General features: G+C 43.4%; 18 protein-coding genes. 11 read left to right on the top strand and 7 right to left on the bottom strand.

Annotated features, from left to right (window positions below; all coding sequences use genetic code 11):
- The first annotated feature begins 68 nt into the window (after positions 1 to 68).
- A complete protein-coding gene (locus LGZ99_RS01170; protein ID WP_021325552.1) occupies positions 69 to 401 on the top strand; it encodes a DMT family transporter in 333 nt (110 codons plus the stop codon).
- 48 nt (positions 402 to 449) lie between these two features.
- Complete coding sequence (locus tag LGZ99_RS01165) at positions 450 to 755, top strand: putative hemolysin (protein WP_021325551.1); 306 nt, start codon at positions 450 to 452, stop codon at positions 753 to 755.
- A gap of 129 nt (positions 756 to 884) precedes the next feature.
- Here LGZ99_RS01165 and dsbB read toward each other — a convergent pair whose 3' ends face one another.
- Together dsbB and nhaB are read right to left on the bottom strand one after the other, a co-directional pair.
- Positions 885 to 1,394 carry a disulfide bond formation protein DsbB gene (dsbB, locus tag LGZ99_RS01160; RefSeq protein WP_023045177.1) on the bottom strand — a complete coding sequence of 170 codons (510 nt, stop codon included), beginning with the start codon at positions 1,392 to 1,394 and terminating at the stop codon, positions 885 to 887.
- A 179-nt stretch (positions 1,395 to 1,573) separates the two neighbouring features.
- Complete coding sequence (nhaB, locus tag LGZ99_RS01155; RefSeq protein WP_262978801.1) at positions 1,574 to 3,121, bottom strand: sodium/proton antiporter NhaB; 1,548 nt, start codon at positions 3,119 to 3,121, stop codon at positions 1,574 to 1,576.
- Positions 3,122 to 3,343: 222 nt separating this feature from the next.
- On the opposite strand from nhaB, the gene fadR reads away from it, so the two are divergent.
- The 4 genes from fadR (at position 3,344) to LGZ99_RS01135 (ending at position 8,003) form a co-directional block, all read left to right on the top strand.
- Positions 3,344 to 4,063 carry a fatty acid metabolism transcriptional regulator FadR gene (gene fadR, locus LGZ99_RS01150; protein ID WP_021325549.1) on the top strand — a complete coding sequence of 240 codons (720 nt, stop codon included), beginning with the start codon at positions 3,344 to 3,346 and terminating at the stop codon, positions 4,061 to 4,063.
- 520 nt (positions 4,064 to 4,583) lie between these two features.
- Positions 4,584 to 5,894 carry a D-amino acid dehydrogenase gene (locus LGZ99_RS01145; RefSeq protein ID WP_021325548.1) on the top strand — a complete coding sequence of 437 codons (1,311 nt, stop codon included), beginning with the start codon at positions 4,584 to 4,586 and terminating at the stop codon, positions 5,892 to 5,894.
- A 1-nt stretch (position 5,895) separates the two neighbouring features.
- Positions 5,896 to 6,972: a catabolic alanine racemase DadX gene (gene dadX / locus LGZ99_RS01140; RefSeq protein ID WP_021325547.1), complete on the top strand. Its 1,077-nt coding sequence runs from the start codon at positions 5,896 to 5,898 to the stop codon at positions 6,970 to 6,972.
- A 278-nt stretch (positions 6,973 to 7,250) separates the two neighbouring features.
- Entirely contained in the window at positions 7,251 to 8,003 is a 753-nt protein-coding gene (locus LGZ99_RS01135; RefSeq protein ID WP_023045179.1) for a MipA/OmpV family protein, read from the top strand.
- A gap of 218 nt (positions 8,004 to 8,221) precedes the next feature.
- Here the strand turns inward: LGZ99_RS01135 and gapA are convergent, their stop codons facing one another.
- Positions 8,222 to 9,217: a glyceraldehyde-3-phosphate dehydrogenase gene (gene gapA / locus LGZ99_RS01130; RefSeq protein ID WP_036837062.1), complete on the bottom strand. Its 996-nt coding sequence runs from the start codon at positions 9,215 to 9,217 to the stop codon at positions 8,222 to 8,224.
- A 340-nt stretch (positions 9,218 to 9,557) separates the two neighbouring features.
- Between gapA and msrB the strand changes: the two genes are divergently transcribed.
- On the top strand, positions 9,558 to 9,968 hold the full coding sequence (gene msrB / locus LGZ99_RS01125; RefSeq protein ID WP_023045181.1) for a peptide-methionine (R)-S-oxide reductase MsrB: 411 nt from the start codon (positions 9,558 to 9,560) through the stop codon (positions 9,966 to 9,968).
- Positions 9,969 to 10,053: 85 nt separating this feature from the next.
- Positions 10,054 to 10,323, top strand: a complete 270-nt coding sequence (locus LGZ99_RS01120) for a YeaC family protein (protein WP_021325544.1) — start codon at positions 10,054 to 10,056, stop codon at positions 10,321 to 10,323.
- A gap of 61 nt (positions 10,324 to 10,384) precedes the next feature.
- On the opposite strand, the gene pncA is transcribed toward LGZ99_RS01120, so the two are convergent.
- The 3 genes from pncA to sppA form a co-directional block, all read right to left on the bottom strand.
- Positions 10,385 to 11,023 (bottom strand): bifunctional nicotinamidase/pyrazinamidase, encoded by a 639-nt coding sequence (gene pncA, locus LGZ99_RS01115; RefSeq protein ID WP_036837066.1) that lies wholly within the window; start codon positions 11,021 to 11,023, stop codon positions 10,385 to 10,387.
- A 12-nt stretch (positions 11,024 to 11,035) separates the two neighbouring features.
- Complete coding sequence (ansA, locus tag LGZ99_RS01110) at positions 11,036 to 12,055, bottom strand: asparaginase (protein ID WP_036837067.1); 1,020 nt, start codon at positions 12,053 to 12,055, stop codon at positions 11,036 to 11,038.
- Positions 12,056 to 12,224: 169 nt separating this feature from the next.
- Positions 12,225 to 14,090 carry a signal peptide peptidase SppA gene (gene sppA, locus LGZ99_RS01105; protein ID WP_262978800.1) on the bottom strand — a complete coding sequence of 622 codons (1,866 nt, stop codon included), beginning with the start codon at positions 14,088 to 14,090 and terminating at the stop codon, positions 12,225 to 12,227.
- A gap of 170 nt (positions 14,091 to 14,260) precedes the next feature.
- Between sppA and LGZ99_RS01100 the strand changes: the two genes are divergently transcribed.
- The 3 genes from LGZ99_RS01100 to LGZ99_RS01090 are packed head-to-tail and all read left to right on the top strand — an operon-like array spanning position 14,261 to position 17,802.
- Positions 14,261 to 14,812 (top strand): NAD(P)H nitroreductase, encoded by a 552-nt coding sequence (locus LGZ99_RS01100; RefSeq protein WP_262978799.1) that lies wholly within the window; start codon positions 14,261 to 14,263, stop codon positions 14,810 to 14,812.
- Between the two features lie 12 nt (positions 14,813 to 14,824).
- Positions 14,825 to 15,868, top strand: coding sequence for a selenide, water dikinase SelD (gene selD, locus LGZ99_RS01095; protein ID WP_262978798.1), 1,044 nt, complete (start codon positions 14,825 to 14,827; stop codon positions 15,866 to 15,868).
- A gap of 5 nt (positions 15,869 to 15,873) precedes the next feature.
- Positions 15,874 to 17,802 (top strand): DNA topoisomerase III, encoded by a 1,929-nt coding sequence (locus tag LGZ99_RS01090; protein ID WP_021325539.1) that lies wholly within the window; start codon positions 15,874 to 15,876, stop codon positions 17,800 to 17,802.
- 55 nt (positions 17,803 to 17,857) lie between these two features.
- On the opposite strand, the gene xthA is transcribed toward LGZ99_RS01090, so the two are convergent.
- Positions 17,858 to 18,664, bottom strand: coding sequence for an exodeoxyribonuclease III (xthA, locus tag LGZ99_RS01085; protein WP_021325538.1), 807 nt, complete (start codon positions 18,662 to 18,664; stop codon positions 17,858 to 17,860).
- Between the last annotated feature and the right edge of the window lie 486 nt (positions 18,665 to 19,150).

The following is a 19,150-nucleotide window of genomic DNA, read 5'->3' as shown; positions in this document are numbered from 1 at the left end:
TAGATTCAGCCCGTTTTTGTCTATTAGTGTTGTTCAATTTATGTTTTTCTGTTATAGAGAGTAAAGTTATGAATGGATTTGTATATTTAGCAATGGCAATTGTTGCTGAGGTTGTGGCAACCGCTTCATTAAAAGCTTCCGATGGGTTTAGTAAATTATTCCCTTCTATACTGGTCATTGTTGGATATGGCATTGCTTTTTGGGCATTATCTCATGTAGTTAAAGTTGTGCCATTGGGCGTTGCCTACGCGATATGGTCTGGCCTTGGTATTGTGCTGGTTTCTGTTGCGGCGATATTTTTATATCAGCAGAAGTTGGATTGGGCGGCTATGTTAGGTATGGCGCTTATTATTGCGGGCGTTATGGTAATAAATTTGCTTTCTGACAGCAGTGCACATTAATTAATGATGCTGCATGGTTTTCCCTGAATTGTTTTTCGGAGAAGAGATATGTTAAATATCGACGATAAGAAGGGATTCAATAAAGTTTTATTAGGAGCACTGCTCTTTAATTTTGCTTTATTGGCTGGCTGTAGTCGTCAAACAGGGAAAACATTTGTCCAATATCAGGCGATACAATATTCTCAGCCAGAAATTGGTCTTGGAATTGATGCCAGAGCAACTTGTATTTATGCAGGTGGTACACCTGCATTAGCCGTACAATTAAATGGTACACAAACACCGGTGTGTCAGTTGGTGAATGGCAAACGTTGTGATGAAAGGGCGTTATTGCAAGGTTCTTGCGCACCAATTTAAAGTAGAAATCAGGCAACTGTCTGTTTGAGCAGGAACATGCCGTTGGGATCACTGTGGTAGATACCTTAGGCATGATTCTGCGAGTATATTTGATTCACCAGCCAACTGTTTTAGCGTCTGAATTGGCAATTATTTACGATCAAAAAATTGGCTGATCAACACCAATACAGCAACAACCAGATAAGCGGCAAAAATACCAACTAACCATTGTGGCATCTCTAATGACAGAAATTGCCATTGTCTTGCTGAACAGTCACCGGAGGCTTCAAACACCGAAGGGAGCCATTTATCTAATGCTAACCATGAAGGAAAGTTTACAAAAAAATCACAAGTATTAAATGGGGAAGGATATAATTGGATTATAGTATGTTCCCATGCCAATTGCAGGCCACGCCAGGCACTGTAGATCCACAAAATAATAGCCAACCAACGTAACGGCGTTTTTGGCGCGATTGCGCCCAGTAATCCAGCACCGAACACACCAAACAGAGCAACCCGCTCATAAATACACATCACACAGGGCTGTAATTTCATCACGTGCTGAAAATATAAGGCTGAACCTTCCAGTATTAAGGCAGTTAAAGCCATTAACAGCCATGCGTTTCGTCCTTGAGAACAGTGGGTTAAAAATCGCATCATGTCCTTTTTTCCATGCAAATAAGATAAATAATTGAACGCCTATTTTGCCGCCTAAAATGCAACAAAAAAAGTTAATTAAAGTAAATTTGTTTTTTCGGGTAAAAAATAAAGCCGGATTGAACATAATTAGCGCTCAATCCGGCATGGGTAATAACGTTATGAAATAAATTTGTTGCCGGTTATGGCAACGCGATTAAACCCCAATGAACCATGATGTCGGTCATCGGAACTAACAGAAATTCCACACATAGCAAACCAGCCAGCGTCATCACGATGGTATAGGGCAATGCCATCATGACCATTCGGCCATAAGACAGACGGATTAAGGGTGATAACGTTGAGGTCAGCAGGAACAGGAATGCAGCTTGTCCGTTAGGTGTCGCAACAGAAGGCAGGTTCGTACCGGTATTAATGGCAACCGCCAGGTATTCATATTGTTGATGTGAAATCAGCCCTTCTTGCATAGCAGCCTTGGCTTCATTGATATAAACCGTACCAACAAATACGTTATCTGACACGGCTGAGAGCAGGCCATTAAACAGATAAAACAGAGAAAGCTGAGAAGTTTCTGAAGCCTGCAAGACGAACTGAATAAATGGCGTAAACAGTTGTTGGTCAACTATCACTGCAACAACGGAAAAGAAAACCGTTAATAATGCCGTGAATGGCAATGCCTCTTCAAACGCTTTGCCTAGCGCATGTTCTTCCGTGATACCGCAAAAAGAGGTGGTCAGAATGATAACTGACAGACCGATCAGACCAACCTCTGCCAAATGAAATGCCAGAGCGACAATTAGCCATAGGCCAATCAGTGCCTGAGCAATAAGCTGCGCTTTTTCCTGGCGGGTTCGTTTTACGCTGGCTTTTTTATCATAATTTTCCAGCACTTGCCGGACGCGTTCCGGCAATTCTGCACCATAACCGAATAACTTAAAGTGCTCGACCAGAAAACAGACCAGCAGTCCACAGATAAAAACAGGCAAGGTAACCGGAGCCATGCGAATAAAGAAGGTGACGAAATCCCAGCCAACACTTTTGGCGATAATCAGATTTTGGGGTTCTCCCACCATGGTCATCACACCACCGAGCGCAGTCCCTAAACCTGCATGCATCATCAGGCTACGTAAAAAAGCACGAAACTGTGCGAGCGTTTGTTTCCTTTTCTCTGCATCAATATGACGATCGCTATTCGGCTTCAATGCATCATGCTGATCAGAGATAAAATTGTTATAGATAGAATAGAAGCCAAGGGAAACACTAATAACTACCGCGATAACCGTCAGGGCATCAAGAAATGCTGAGAGGAATGCACTGGCTAAACAAAATGCCAGGGCAAGCATCCGTTTGGATTTTATGGATAGAAGAAGTTTAGTGAACGCAAATAATAATAACTGCTTCATGAAGTAAATCCCTGCGACCATAAATATCAGCAGCAGAACAACTTCCAGGTTATTAGCAATTTCATGACCAATTTGTTGAGGTGAGGTCATACCGATGATGACCGCTTCAATGGCTAACAGGCCACCGGGTTGTAACGGGTAGCATTTAAGCGCCATTGCCAAAGTAAAGATAAATTCGACAACCAGCAGCCAGCCGGCAACAAATGGGTTGATGATGAAGAATACAAGTGGGTTGATGATAAGAAAAGCGATGATAGCCAACTTATACCAATTCGGTGAGTTACCGAGAAAGTTTTTTATCGCCGCTTTCCGGATATTGGTTTCCATGATAATTAAAATTCCTCTAAATTCGTAAAGTTGTGTTCTCTAAACAATAGTACGCTTTAATACAAAATATTTTAAGGGAGATGAGGCACAGTTAAACAATTTGTGTGCTTTTTTCGTGACCGTTTTTGTGGTTTCTAGACTAGACCGCTATATTGGAGGGGCGCATTCTGATATAATTTCATCTATTATTAGTTGAAAAATTCACGTTGGAATAACAAAAATATGGTCATTAAGGCTCAAAGTCCCGCAGGTTTTGCGGAAGAGTATATTATTGAGAGTATATGGAACGGTCGTTTTCCTCCTGGCTCTATTCTTCCGGCAGAACGTGAATTATCTGAGTTGATTGGTGTAACAAGGACTACCCTGCGTGAGGTATTGCAGCGTTTGGCACGCGATGGTTGGTTAACTATTCAGCATGGCAAGCCAACAAAAGTGAATAACTTTTGGGAAACATCCGGTCTTAATATTTTAGAAACACTGGCTCGTCTTGATCACGATCGCGTTCCTGAGTTAATTGATAATCTACTGGCAGTGAGAACGAATATTGCCGCAATATTTATTCGCACAGCTTTTAGGCATAATCCAAGTCAGTCATTGGAAGTGTTGGCAAAAAAAGAGAATGTGGAAGATAACTCAGAGTCTTTCAGCGCTCTGGATTATGATATTTTCCGTGGTTTGGCTTTTGCTTCAGACAATCCAATTTACGGCCTTATTATCAATGGGTTGAAAGGGCTGTATACCCGTGTAGGACGTTATTACTTCTCTAATCCTGAGGCCCGCAAATTGGCATTGAACTTTTATCAGCAACTGGCGGTATTATGCCAGGATAAATCCTATGATAAGGTCATGGAGTGTGTACGTAATTATGGTAAAGAGAGCGGTATCATTTGGCACAGTATGCAAAGTACGATGCCAAGTGATTTAGCTGAAGTTTGTCGTTGATATCTCGTTAGTATTTTTACTTAATGCCAAGTCTTAATCCAATTCATTAGTTTCAAATCAAAACTATTTTGAACTGACCCGGGGCAGAATACGCTGCCCCGGGAATTTTGTTTCTTTTTTCCCCTTATCTCAAGTCAATCATCAATATATAAATTCAGAATACTATTCTGAATTTATGGGTTTTTATTGAATTTTTATTTCGATTAATTGATGGTTATTGGTATCTTGTGGTTGTTTAATTGATTCATCATTTTCGCTGAAAAAATAAGAATAATTACTAGATATTCAATAATTAGCATGCGATATAAATCTTGATTTTTATTTTAATTTCATCATCTTAGTATCAGTCTTTGTAAATTGCTTGTGTATAAGCAACAAACATCCTTGTTGCATAAATGTAATATTATTGTGATCTAAATCATAAATGTAGATTATTGACGTTACCGATGATTGTCCTATATTGGTTTTTTTTAGGCAGCATATTATGCTTGGCTAAATTTTTAATCATCAGGGGACCATGATGAAAATCCTTGTTTTAGGTAGTGGCGTTATTGGTGTAACCAGTGCCTGGTATTTGGTACAGCAAGGTCATGAAGTAACCGTTATTGACCGTCAGGGAAGTGCTGCGCAGGAAACCAGCGCGGCGAATGCCGGTCAGATCTCGCCAGGATACGCAACGCCGTGGGGAGCGCCAGGTATCCCACTGAAAGCCATTAAATGGATGTTTCAACGTCATGCTCCGCTGTCTATCCGCCCTGATGGTTCGTTGTTTCAGTTACGCTGGATGTGGCAGATGTTGCGCAATTGTGATGCAAGCCACTATGCAATCAATAAAAGCCGGATGGTACGGCTGGCAGAGTACAGCCGCGATTGTATCAAACAGTTAAGGGCAGATACCGGTATTCAATACGAAGGTCGTCAGGGGGGCACACTTCAATTATTCCGCACCAATAAGCAGTTTGATAATGCGATGAATGACATCGCGGTTCTTGAGCAAGAAGGTGTGCCTTACAACCTGTTAACGGCAGATAAACTGGCGACAGTCGAACCGGCACTGGCCCATGTCGCTCATAAACTGACGGGAGGCTTACAATTACCGAACGATGAAACGGGTGATTGTCAGCTTTTTACCAAAGAATTGGCAAAAATAGCAGAAACGGCTGGGGTTACGTTTTTGTTTAATAAACAGGTCAAACAGTTGCTGGTAGAGGAGCATCGTATTACGGGTGTCCAGTGTGAAGATGGCGTCATGACGGCAGACAGCTATGTTGTTGCGATGGGCGCCTATTCCACTGAACTGTTGAAGGGTCTTGTCAAAATCCCGGTATATCCACTGAAAGGTTATTCATTAACTATGCCTATCGTAGACGCAGAACGGGCTCCGGTCTCGACTGCGTTGGATGAAACATACAAAATTGCGATCACCCGGTTTGACAATCGTATTCGTGTTGGCGGCATGGCAGAAGTTGTGGGCTTCAATTTGAATGTGCTTAAAGCACGTTGTGAAACATTAAAAATGGTGGTGCAGGATCTCTATCCGGGAGGGGGCGATATTGCTCAGGCTAATTTCTGGACAGGCTTACGGCCAATGACACCAGACGGTACTCCAATTGTTGGTCCGACTGACTATAACAATCTCTACCTCAATACAGGACATGGCACGTTAGGATGGACAATGGCATGTGGTTCCAGTCAGTTACTGGCTGATCTTATTTCAGGCAAGAAGACTTCCATTGCTTCTGATGATTTATCAGTATTCCGTTATGTTAATGGTTTTAATACGAAATTAGGGTCATGGGGCCATCAATTGCACACTGAACTGAGGGGCTGATATGCCACGTCCGATTTCGGCAACGATCCATCTTGATGCGTTGAAAAATAACCTGGCGATTATTCGTAATAGGGTCGGTAATAGCAAAATCTGGTCTGTAGTTAAAGCAAATGCTTATGGGCATGGCCTGCGTTGTCTATGGCGGTATCTCGATCAGACAGATGGATTTGCTTTACTTGAGTTTAATGAGGCCATTTTATTGCGGGAGCAGGGTTGGCAGCGGCCGATCTTGCTGTTGGAGGGGTTTTTCAAACCTGAAGATTTGTCGATAATTGATCAGTATCAGTTGACAACGGTAGTACACAGTCATTGGCAACTTAAAGCAATCGAGATGGCTAGTTTGAATAGGCCAATCGATATTTATCTAAAACTAAACAGCGGCATGAATCGGTTGGGCTTTCCTGCGGATCAATATAGAGAGGTTTTATCGCTGGCAAGGGGGATCCGGCAAATTGGGCAAATCACGTTGATGTCGCATTTTGCGAATGCAGATAATAAAGAAATTGGCGTTACGGAACAACTTAACATTATTAATTCAGTCAGTCAGGGTTTGGATATTGCTCAATGTTTGGCTAATTCAGCCGCGTCTCTGTGGTATCCGCAAACTCATCGGGATTGGGTACGTCCCGGTATTGTGCTTTATGGTGCTTCTCCGAGTGGAAAGTGGAAAGATATTGCGGATATTGGGTTGCAAGCCGTGATGAGTCTGCAAAGTGAGATTATTGCCATTCAGCATCTCAAGGCTGGAGAAAAAATCGGTTATGGCGGTAAATATACCGCATCAGGCCCTATTCGAGTCGGTACTGTTGCCTGTGGTTATGCTGATGGCTACCCCCGTAAAGCAATGACAGGAACCCCGGTTATTGTCGATGGCGTCAGAACTCAGGTGTTAGGAGCAGTATCAATGGACATGCTGTCAGTGGATTTGACACCTTGCCCGCAAGCCCAAATTGGCAGCCCTGTCGAATTGTGGGGGCAAAACCTGCCGGTGGATGATGTGGCAGAGATCCCTGGAACGATTGGTTATGAATTGTTGTGTGCACTGGCGGATCGGGTCCCGGTATCTCTATGTCATTAAATACCAGATAGGACGGTTTTGCTCTGATTGAGAGAATGATAAATAATAATTTATTGCTGGTATTATTCAGAAAATAAGTTATCGATTTCTCTAAATTAATATATTTGTTTTTCACATATAATCTGTATGTTTTCGTTAAGAAAATTAAGCATAATTTAGACATATAGTGCTTTTTGGACAAAAATACTATGTTATTCTTGGAAATAAGGGAGATGATCTTTTACACTTACACTTGATAATAGCCAATCGCATAATTGTTTTATAGGAAATAGTTAATAATGATCAACAAAGCAAAAGTTCTAGCGGCAGCCATCACTTTTTGTTTTTCTTCATCGGTAGCTTATGCAGGGCAGTGGTCAGTTGGCGTATCTGTTCTGGCTCAGTCACCACCTTATAAGGGAGTAAAGAGTAAAGATAAAGTGTCACCTGTTCCAATGGTTAATTATGAAACTGACAATTTCTATTTTCATACTTTAGCTGCTGGGTATTATTTGTGGAACGAACCGAAAGATAAATTATCTTTGGATGTGTATTATTATCCTCAAAGTTTCAGCCCAAAAGACAATGAAGATAAGCAGCTGAAAAAGCTGGATAAACGTCGCGATACCATGATGGGCGGTTTTAGTTATCGTCATATTGAAGATTGGGGAACGTTACGCAGTTCTTTTGCGGCGGATACTTTAAGTAACAGTAAAGGGATCACGGTTGACCTGGCTTATTTATATGACTTTGAAATAGGGAGTTTGTCATTACAACCAGGATTAGGTGTGGTCTGGAATAGTAAAAAACAAAATCGTTACGAATATGGTATTAAAGAGCGTGAATCACATCGTAGCGGGTTGGAAAAATATACGCCAGGTGATAGTTGGACTCCCTACCTGGAATTATCTGCCAATTATGAATTTAACCAGACATGGTCTGTATTTATGATGGGGCGTGTTGAATGGCTACCGTCTGAAATTAAAGATAGCCCAATGGTTAATAAATCATATTCAAGTATTGTCTGGACAGGTATTACATATAGTTTTTAATTACCCGAAACGATAATACCGGATAGAGACTGAATTCACCGGATTGTATTCAGTCTTTTTTGTGGTTTTTTTTAAGATATTTACGGATGGTCTTTCCGGCAACGAATGACAACCGAAATGTGCGCTGGGCATGGCCCAAGAATAACGCATGTTGTAAACAGATTAAAACAAAAGAGCCGCCAGAAAGGCAGCTCTTTTCAGGCAAGGTGATGACTCAGTTATTTAGAGATGTGAGTGATCAGATCCAGAACTTTATTAGAATAACCTGTTTCGTTATCATACCAGGAAACCAGCTTCACAAAGTTGTCATTCAGAGCGATACCGGCTTTTGCATCAAATACAGAAGTCAGTTTTTCGCCGTTGAAATCGTTAGACACCACGTCATCTTCGGTGTAACCCAGAACGCCTTGCAGTTCACCTTCAGCGGCGTCTTTGATGGCATCACAGATTTGCTGATAAGTCGCTGGTTTTTCCAGACGTACAGTCAGATCAACAACAGAGACGTTAGGAGTAGGAACACGGAAAGCCATACCGGTCAGTTTACCGTTCAGTTCAGGGATAACTTTACCTACTGCTTTCGCTGCACCGGTAGAAGATGGGATGATATTCTGAGCGGCGCCACGACCACCACGCCAATCTTTCGCAGAAGGGCCATCCACTGTTTTCTGCGTCGCAGTGGTTGCGTGAACAGTGGTCATCAGGCCTTCAACGATGCCGAATTTATCATTGATAACTTTAGCCAGCGGCGCCAGACAGTTAGTGGTGCAAGAGGCATTGGAAACGATGTCCTGGCCTGCGTAAGCTTTGTGGTTAACCCCCATAACAAACATCGGTGTGTCATCTTTGGACGGGCCGGTCAGAACCACTTTTTTCGCACCCGCGGTAATGTGCTTACGTGCAGTTTCATCAGTCAGGAAGATACCTGTTGCTTCTGCAACAACATCAACGCTCACTTCATCCCATTTCAGGTTAGCGGGATCTCTTTCTGCTGTAACACGGATAGTTTTACCGTTAACAACCAGATGGCCGTCTTTTACTTCAACCGTTCCATTGAAGCGACCGTGAGTTGAATCGTATTTCAGCATGTAAGCCATGTATTCGGCGTCCAGCAAATCGTTGATTGCGACGATTTCGATGTCTGAACGTTCTTGTGCAGCACGGAAAACAATACGGCCAATACGACCAAAACCGTTGATACCTACTTTGATAGTCATAGTGTTCCACCAGCTATTTTTTAGTGAATTAAAAATTATTACTAAAGTTACCAAAACCTTGCCAGCCGTCAAGCGGAATCGTGTCAATAGTCGAAAAACATCGACTTTGAGTACACCATTCAGACGCTTGCTATACGGTACCAGCAATCGATCCGCCCATCATTATCGGGGCACCGACAGATATTGAAAGTTAATCGGTTAGATATGCGAGTCACATCACAAATAGTAGGATAAACATCTTTAGTTAACCGCTTAAAATAGATTCCACTGATGTAATGTTAATCTTTTGTTATTATCATTTGATTTTATTGAAAACATGAGTCTTATTAAGGTGGTCGTTATGGCTAAGAATCCTGATGTTTCCCTTTATACAGAGCTTACTGATATTCAGCGTCATGTTACCCAGAATGCCGGGACGGAACCGCCATTTTCGGGGAAATTGCTACATAATAAAAAAAGTGGCGTGTATCATTGTCTGTGCTGTGGGCAGCCGTTATTTATGTCCAATACTAAATTTGATTCAGGCTGCGGTTGGCCGAGTTTTTACCAGCCTGTCAGTGATGATGCGGTGCTGTATCTTGATGATAATAATCATAATATGCAGCGTATTGAAGTTCGTTGCCGCCATTGTGACGCTCATTTGGGGCATGTGTTCCCTGATGGTCCGAAACCAACAGGAGAACGTTTTTGTATCAACTCGGCTGCGTTAAGTTTCACTGATGAAAATACAGGTGATAAAACAGCCGGTTAGACACTTTTATCATTGCCGGCATCGCCGTTAATTTATGTAAGAAAAATCGTTTCAGCTAATTCTGGAAAATAATGAGGAAATATCAATGGAACTGGATGATCTGTTATCAGTAATGACACCAGAGATATATCAACGCCTGGTTCAGGCAGTCGAACTGGGTAAATGGCAGGATGGTGAGCCTTTAACTGTAGAGCAGAAAGAGAATAGCCTGCAAATGATTATGTTATGGCAAGCAAGGCATAACCATGAACCTGAGCATATGACAATCGGTACTGATGGTCAGTTGGTGATGAAGAGTAAACAAGAACTGAAAGCGGCCTTTCAGTCTGAAATGGTGGCAACATTTAAGCCATAATCTTCGCAAGATGGCTATGAAAAGGCTGAGTTTGTTGAACTCAGCCTGGCCTTGATGGGTATCAGAAAAGGGCGCTTTCTAACTGGGCAAGCTCTATCAGGATCGCGCCTTGTGTTTTTATCTCTTTGAATGCGGATTGGCTATCACCTGGACTGAGGTTAACTCCCCGACAACCATCAGTGATTACCCAGGTTTCATAACCTAATGCCAGCGCATCCAGCGCGGTAAACTTCACACAATAATCAGTGGCAATACCAATAATAAACAGGCGTTCAATTTGCTCTGTTTGCAGCCAATCGTCAAGCCGGGTTTTACTCTGATGGCCGTTATCAAAGAAAGCGCTGTAGCTGTCGATCTGTGGATTTTCGCCTTTGTAGAAAACCTCAATAATGGCCTGCTTGTTCAGTTGTGGATGGAAATCAGCGCCATGTTGCCCCTGAACACAGTGTTCCGGCCACCATACTTGCGGAATACCGTTCAATATACCGATATCCCCGATCTTCTGACCGGAGTTTACTGCAAAGCTCATATGTTCAGCAGGGTGCCAGTCTTGGGTGGCAATAATGCTGATATTGTGTTTCAGACAGATATCAATTGCCTGATTTGCAACATCAATGACGTGCTCGCTCTCTTTTACGGCTAACGCACCGCCGGTACAGAAATCGTTCTGTAGATCAATAAGTAATAGGGCTGTTTTCATCTCTTTCCCAGATTATTTGTCGGCATAACTTAATTCACCACGTAAATTTTGTTGCATTAAATAACGAATTTTTTCACTGCTATAGGGTTGACTGAGTAAATAGTGCAACTTAGTTAACGTTGCTTCAAAGGTCATATCGTAGCCACTGATAACACCGGATTCAGCCAAAGCATGACCGGTTGCGTAGCCTTCCATGTTTACCCTGCCAGAAATGCACTGAGTCAGATTGACAACCACAATCCCTCTCTCTGTCGCCTGTTTTAGCTCTTTCAATAATTCAGGATGCTGTGGCGCGTTGCCGACGCCATATGAGCGCAGGATTAAGGTTTTAACCGGTTGCATTAAAATATTATTCACAACCTGACTGGAAAGGCCGGGGTAAATAGTTATCACGCCAATGGGCTGAGGGGTGATCTGATGAGTGATAAATTCGCCATGGCTGGCAGGGGCCGGACATGCATTGAAGGTTTTGATGTTAATACCCGCTTCCATCAATGGGGAACAGTTTGGTGAGGCAAAAGCATCGAAACCGTCTGCATGTGCTTTGACTGTCCGGTTCCCACGGAACAATTTATTATTGAAAAACAGGCTGACCTCGTTAACGGGATAGTTAGCGGCAAGATAAAGCGCATTCAGCAAGTTTGTCTGCCCGTCAGAACGCAGTGCTTCTAGTGGAATTTGTGATCCTGTCACAATCACTGGCTTACCCAGATTCTCAAACATAAAAGAGAGAGCGGATGCGGTAAATGCCATCGTGTCCGTGCCATGCAGGATCACGAAACCATCATAATCATCGTAATTTTGCCGGATATCGTCAGCGATAAGTTGCCAGTCTTCTGGCGTCATATCAGAAGAATCAATCAGTGGTTGATGTTCACGGATGGTGAATGTCGGCATTTCAGACCGGTGGAATTCGGGCATTTTGGTGAGTTGGCGCTGTAAATGCCCGGAAACGGGAATATATCCCTGAGATGAGCGTTGCATCCCAATTGTTCCGCCCGTATAGACGACATAAATAGATTTCTTCTGCATGACTGTGCCTCGTAAAAAGATCAGCTGAATTATAGGAGTATTACAAAATAAAAAAAGCCTGACAGGGTATCTGTCAGGCTAAAAACGTCATTAATTAAGTTATCGCCAGGATCATACCGAGGAATTCTAACGGCATGTTTTTGCTAATATCATGCATTATGATGGTTTTTTAGCGAATATCTCCGCAGTTTAAACAGAACGCATAACGATTTTGTGGATCATTCAAATGGCGATAGAACTCAGCTTGCTGTTTTACTGCCTGAGCGACCTGTGTCAGTGGCGCAGGCAGCCATGCCTGAAGAGCTTCCGGTACGATAGCTTGAGTGGTTGCCGTCAGCTGGTTCATCAGCAACTCACTGAATGACATTTCCGGCTGCATCCAATCAAGTTCTGGATTATCCAGTTTTGCCAATTCAGCCGCTTTGACAACCGCGTCGTCGAAATCACCTAATTGGTCGACCAATCCATTGGTTTTAGCGTCATTACCAATCCACACATGGCCCTGAGCAATGTTATCGACCTCTTCTGATGTCTTATTGCGTGAGTCAGCAACAAGGCCAATAAAGTTCTTATAGCCGCTCTCAATATTAAGCTGCATTAGCTCTGAGAACTCTTTACTGAGCCCTTTAGTGATAGAAATACCCGCCAGTGGTGTCGTGGAAACGCCGTCAGTGTGGATACCAATATGATCCAGACTGTTTTCATAAGTGGTAATGACACCGAAGATACCAATAGAACCGGTCAACGTACTTTGGTTTGCAATGATGTAATTTGCGGGGGTGGAGATCCAGTAACCACCGGATGCAGCCATTCCACCCATAGAAACAACGACCGGCTTATTCGCTGCACGCAGAGCGGCCAGCTCAGTGCGGATAACATCGGAAGCGCTAACGCTGCCGCCAGGACTGTTTACCCGCAGAATAACGGCTTTGATATTATTATCCAAACGCGCTTGACGGATCTGAGCGGCGGTTGTATCACCGCCAACCATTCCTGGAACCTGTTGACCATCAACGATCGCGCCTTGCGCTATGATAACGGCAATATTGCCCTTGGATGATGATTTATTTGCCAGCAATTGTGGCGCGTAATCATAAATACTGATGGCATTGAAATGTCGGTTTTTCTCATCCCAGCCAAAAGCTTTTGTCATTTCACTTTCAATGATATTGCGTGGAGCGACATAATCGACCAGTTTGCGTTTAAGTGCATATTGGGCATTGTCGCCGCCGACAGTACGCAGACCGGCAATCATCTCATCCGCGCCTGGGAATACCTGATGAACAGAAAGTTTGCGGTTAGCGGCGATAGTATTGAGGTAGTTGTGCCAAAGACCGTTGATCCAACGGCTGTCAGCTTCCCGTGCAGCCGGAGACATATCATCGCGCATAACCGGCTCTACGGCTGATTTATACGTCCCGACCCGGAAAATATGTGTGGTGACTTTCAGTGAATCCAGCAGGGATTTGTAATAGAGGTTATTCGTTGAATAGCCATAAAGACCAACCGCACCTTGTGGCGACAGATAAATTTTATCGGCAAAAGTGGCCAGATAATATTGCGGTTGGTTGTAGTTATCACTGATAGCGTAAACGGGTTTGCCTGAGGTTTTAAACTCATTAATCGCTTTACCGATATACTGCATCGATGGCTGGTCAGCGCCGATGAAATCGTCAAGTTTCAGCACCAGACCGGTGATTTTGTTATCGGTTTTTGCCAGGCGAATAGTATCAACAATATCAAACAGAGAATTTTCTTGTAATTTATTGCCAGATGAACCAAACAGTTCACGTCCCAATTGATTCAATGGGTTACGGCTGGAAACCTGATCCACAACAACACCGGTGAGATTGACATACAATGCTCCCCGATAACTATCCACCGTTTTATTGGGCTGTTGATAAAGCATAAAGCCGCCAACAATCACCAGGATAAGCAGGATAAAAATCAGGTTTGAAATGACTTCCCGAACAAAATTCAGCAGTCGCCAACTCCATTTAAATAATCTTGCGACCCACTTCCATAAAATACGCATATCATCTCCAAAGATAGGATCAAGTAGGGCTATCCTAATGACCAGACATATAAATGTCAGCTTCAAATAGTGTCAAATTGTCCGAAAAGGCCGCTTTTGGGCTTTTATTCGTTAACAAATAAACAGAAAATGTTAGCTTATAACAAAATAGCTTATTCAGGAGAAAAAATATGAAAGCATTAGAACTCTTGTTGAACCGACGTTCAGTATCACGTTTGACAACACCGGCGCCTCAAGATGAAGCGTTACAGAATATTCTGGCCGCGGGAATGAGAGCGCCTGATCATGGCGCATTACGGCCGTGGCACTTTATTGTCATGCAGGATGAGGGGATTGATCGGTTTAGACAATTACTTCACCAGGCTGCCGTTGACAGTAATCTGGGGGTTGAAGCGGAAGAAAAAGCCAAAAGTGCGCCTTATCGTGCACCATTAATTATCGCTGTTCTGGCAAAGGTGATGGAGAATTCCAAGATACCGGAATGGGAACAGGTGGTTTCTGCCGGTTGCGCGGTGCACGCGATGCAAATGGCGGCAGTGGCGCAAGGGTTTGGTGGTATCTGGCGTACTGGCTCATGGACTGATGATGATACGGTGCGTACTGGTCTGGGTTGTAATGAGCATGACAAGGTAGTAGGTTTTCTCTACCTTGGAACGCCTGTTTTGAAAGCGCCGGGCAACGTTGCCACGCCGGATATGACTAATTTTGTCAGCTACTTCTGACCGGAGTCTGTTATGCCAACAGAAGTTCGCCTTACCCAGTACAGTCACGGTGCTGGGTGCGGCTGTAAAATTTCACCGAAAGTTTTGGAAACCATTCTGCATAGTGAACAGGAAAAATTTCTTGATCCTCACTTACTGGTGGGTAATGAAACGCGTGATGATGCGGCGGTTTATGATATTGGCAATGGTACGGGCATTATCAGTACGACCGATTTCTTTATGCCGATCGTTGATGATCCGTTTGATTTTGGACGGATTGCCGCGACAAATGCTATCAGCGATATTTATGCCATGGGCGGTAAGCCCATTATGGCGATAGCGATTCTGGGATGGCCGATGGATAAACTGGCGCCGGAAATTGCCCGCAAGGTGATTGAAGGTGGCCGGGTTGTTTGTAAAGATGCAGGAATTTCACTGGCGGGAGGACATTCTATTGATGCGCCTGAGCCTATTTTTGGTCTGGCTGTAACCGGTATCGTTAATATTGACCGGGTGAAACGGAACAGTGCAGCGAAAGCCGGTAGCCAGCTATTTCTGACAAAGCCGCTTGGCATTGGGGTATTGACCACGGCGGAGAAAAAAAGCCTGTTGTTGCCTGAGCATCAGGGCGTCGCGACAGCAACCATGTGTCGCCTAAATAAACTGGGGGCTGATCTTGCCGAAGTTGCGGGTGTTACAGCAATGACTGATGTGACCGGGTTTGGTCTGTTAGGGCATTTGAGTGAAATTTGTCAAGGATCGGGTGTCCGGGCAACTATCCATTTTGCAAAAATTCCTAAACTGCCGGAAGTGGAATCTTATATTGAAAAAGGGTGTGTTCCGGGGGGCACTGGGCGTAATTTTGACAGTTATGGTCATCTTATTGGTGAAATGACAGCGCTTCAGCGTAACCTGTTATGTGATCCGCAAACATCAGGCGGCCTGTTGCTGGCCGTTCTTCCAGAAGCGGCAGATGAAGTGAAAATGATTGCACGATGTCATGGCATTGAACTGACAGCAATGGGTGAGTTGTCTGAGCAACAGTCAGGCAGAGTGCTGATTGAGGTTAATGAATAATATCCATGCGGCTTTTTATTGCAGAAAAACCAAGCCTAGCCAGGGCGATTGCTGATGTTTTACCGAAACCGCATCGCCGTGGTGATGGCTTTATTGCTTGTGGAAATAACCAGTTTGTGACCTGGTGTATTGGGCACTTATTGGAGCAGGCGGAACCTGATGCTTATGACAGTCGTTTTGCCCGTTGGTCACTGGTTGATCTTCCTATTATTCCGGAGAAATGGCAGTTAAAACCGCGATCTTCTGTGGCGAAACAGCTCAACGTCATCCGGGAGTTGCTGGAAAAAGCAGATGAAGTGGTACATGCGGGCGACCCGGATCGTGAAGGGCAGCTGCTGGTGGATGAGGTTCTGGATTTTTTGAAATTGGATGGTGAAAAGCGAAAAAATGTTCGCCGTTGCTTGATAAGTGATCTAAATCCACAAGCGGTTACCAGAGCTATTGACAGATTAAGAGATAACCGGGATTTTATCCCGCTATGTGTTTCTGCTCTCGCCAGAGCCAGGGCTGATTGGTTGTATGGCATTAACATGACCCGGGCTTATACCTTGCTTGGACGCAATGCGGGGTATCAGGGCGTATTATCTGTCGGGCGGGTTCAGACGCCTGTGCTGGGGTTAGTGGTTCGCCGGGATGAAGAGATTGAGCATTTCGTACCAAAAGATTTCTTTGAGGTGAAAGCGCATATTGTGACGCCAAAGGATGAGCGTTTTACCGCGCTCTGGCAGCCAAGTGAATCTTGTATTGATTTTCTGGATGAAGAAGGGCGATTGATACATCGGCCTTTGGCTGAACATGTTGTTGCCAGAATCACCGGCCAGCCGGCCTATGTGACATCCTATCAGGATAAACGGGAATCTGAGGTTGCTCCTTTGCCGTTTTCATTATCTTCGTTACAGATTGAAGCTGCTAAACGTTTTGGTCTGAATGCACAGCAAGTGTTGGATATTTGCCAGCGATTGTATGAAACGCATAAGCTGATTACTTATCCCCGTTCTGATTGCCGTTATTTGCCTGAAGAGCACTTTGCCGGGCGCCATGCGGTGCTTAATGCAGTATCTGTTCATACAACAAATCTGTTGCCACAAGCATTACTGGAAACAGACAGGAAGAATCGTTGCTGGGATGATAAAAAGGTTGATGCCCACCATGCGATTATTCCTACGGCACGAAGTAACCATATAAATCTGACAGACAACGAGGATAATATTTATGGTTTGATTGCCAGACAATATTTGATGCAATTTTTCCCAGATGCCATATTCCGTAAATGTATTATTGAATTGGAAATTGCCGGTGGCAAATTTATTGCTAAAGCGCGTTTTCTGGCTGAGGCAGGTTGGAGAACATTGCTTGGTAATAAAGAGCGTGATGAAGAAAATGACGGAACACCATTACCGGTTGTTGCTAAGGGTGATGAATTATTGTGTGAAAGAGGAGAAGTGATAGAACGGCAAACTCAACCGCCAAAGCCATTTACGGATGCAACTATCCTCTCTGCTATGACGGGAATTGCCCGTTTTGTGCAGGATAAGGAATTGAAGAAAGTCCTTCGTGCAACGGATGGGCTGGGAACTGAAGCAACACGAGCCGGCATTATCGAACTGTTGTTTAAACGGGAGTTTCTTTATAAAAAAGGGCGTCATATTCATGCAACGCCTGCGGGTAGGGCGCTTATTCATGTATTGCCTGATATGGCCGCTTTACCGGATATGACAGCCCACTGGGAGTCCCGATTAACGCAAATCAGCGAAAAACAGTTCCGTTATCAAGATTTCATGGGGCCACTTGAGGAGACATTGCAGCAATTAATTTGGCAGGCTAAACAGAACCGTAATTTAAAAGCTTTTCGTGATTTGCCCCCGGTTCCGGTTAAAGAGAAAAAAGGGAAAAAAACAAAATCGACAAAAAACGCTAAAGCAGCTGCGCCGTAGGGCGCAGTGCTACGTTATTTTAAAAAAATGGTTGATATCCGGCGTTAACAGAATATCACATTTCAAATTCTACCCAGACAGGCGCATGATCTGACGGTTTTTCCATTTCACGGATTTTATAATCGATACCTGTCGCAATACAGCGCTCCACCAAGGGTTGACTAGCAAGAAGTAAATCTATGCGTAGCCCGCGATTATCATCAAACCCTTTTGATCGATAATCAAACCAAGAAAATTGGTCGTTACATTCAGGATTCAGATTCCTGAATGTATCAACCAAACCCCAACTTTTCAGGCGATCCATCCAATCTCTCTCTTCTGGCAGGAAAGAACATTTACCTGTTTTTAACCAGCGTTTTTGGTTGTTCTCACCAATGCCGATATCCAGATCCGTCGGACTGATATTCATATCCCCCATGATAAGCACTTGCGATTGAGGTGATAAATTTTGTTCCAGATAGCTTTGCAGGTCCTGATAAAATTTCTCTTTTGCAGGAAATTTCACTGGATGGTCACGGCTTTCTCCCTGTGGAAAATAGCCATTAATGACTGTCAATAGCCCGTGTGGGGTTTCCATATCTGCCATGATAATACGGCGCTGGGTATCTTCATCGTCCCCAGGAAAACCACGGCGCACAGCAACAGGAGCCTGGCGTGTTAACAGAGCAACGCCGTAATGGGCTTTCTGGCCGTAATAAAACACATGATAGCCAAGTTTACTCACTTCTTCTAAAGGAAACGCCTCATCATGAACTTTTGTTTCCTGTAGGCCGATAACATCGGGTTGATGTTGCTCGACGATCGCAGCTAACTGATGGGGGCGGGCACGTAATCCATTAATATTAAAAGAGATAAATTTCATCTTTTACAGCCATCCAGTGAAAAGACACAAGAACAATAATAACAGATGGATCTTAAAAAGTAACTATTGACAATGGTCAGGACGAAATAGTAACGGAACCCCTAATATTATAATTAATTGTGAAAAATATAATAATTTATGGTGAGAAAACACTGAGGTTAGACCGTTTTTATCTCTAGTGTTACAAAAATTGATTACTGAAAAATGTAGAACCCTATCCTAATCTTTGATAGAAAATTGAGCTCGTTAGTAATGTTTATATTTTCTAATGGTTGATTGGTTAAGATTAATTTTTGAACCATGATAAACATGAATAATAGAGTTTATTGAGCCACCTATGTATTGAACATAAGCTTTTTTTATGTGGTATATGTTTGAGAAGTATTTGTTTTTTTGTACAAAATTTACGCCTTCACAGTATCGAACTGATTTAGCTGTCATTTGGTGAAGGCTATTTCAAAGAAATTATTTTAGCCACAAGTTATA

It is taken from the genome of Photorhabdus temperata (assembly GCF_025384845.1).
Classification (GTDB): Bacteria; Pseudomonadota; Gammaproteobacteria; order Enterobacterales; family Enterobacteriaceae; genus Photorhabdus; species Photorhabdus temperata.
This window is presented reverse-complemented; position numbering and strand designations above follow the sequence as displayed.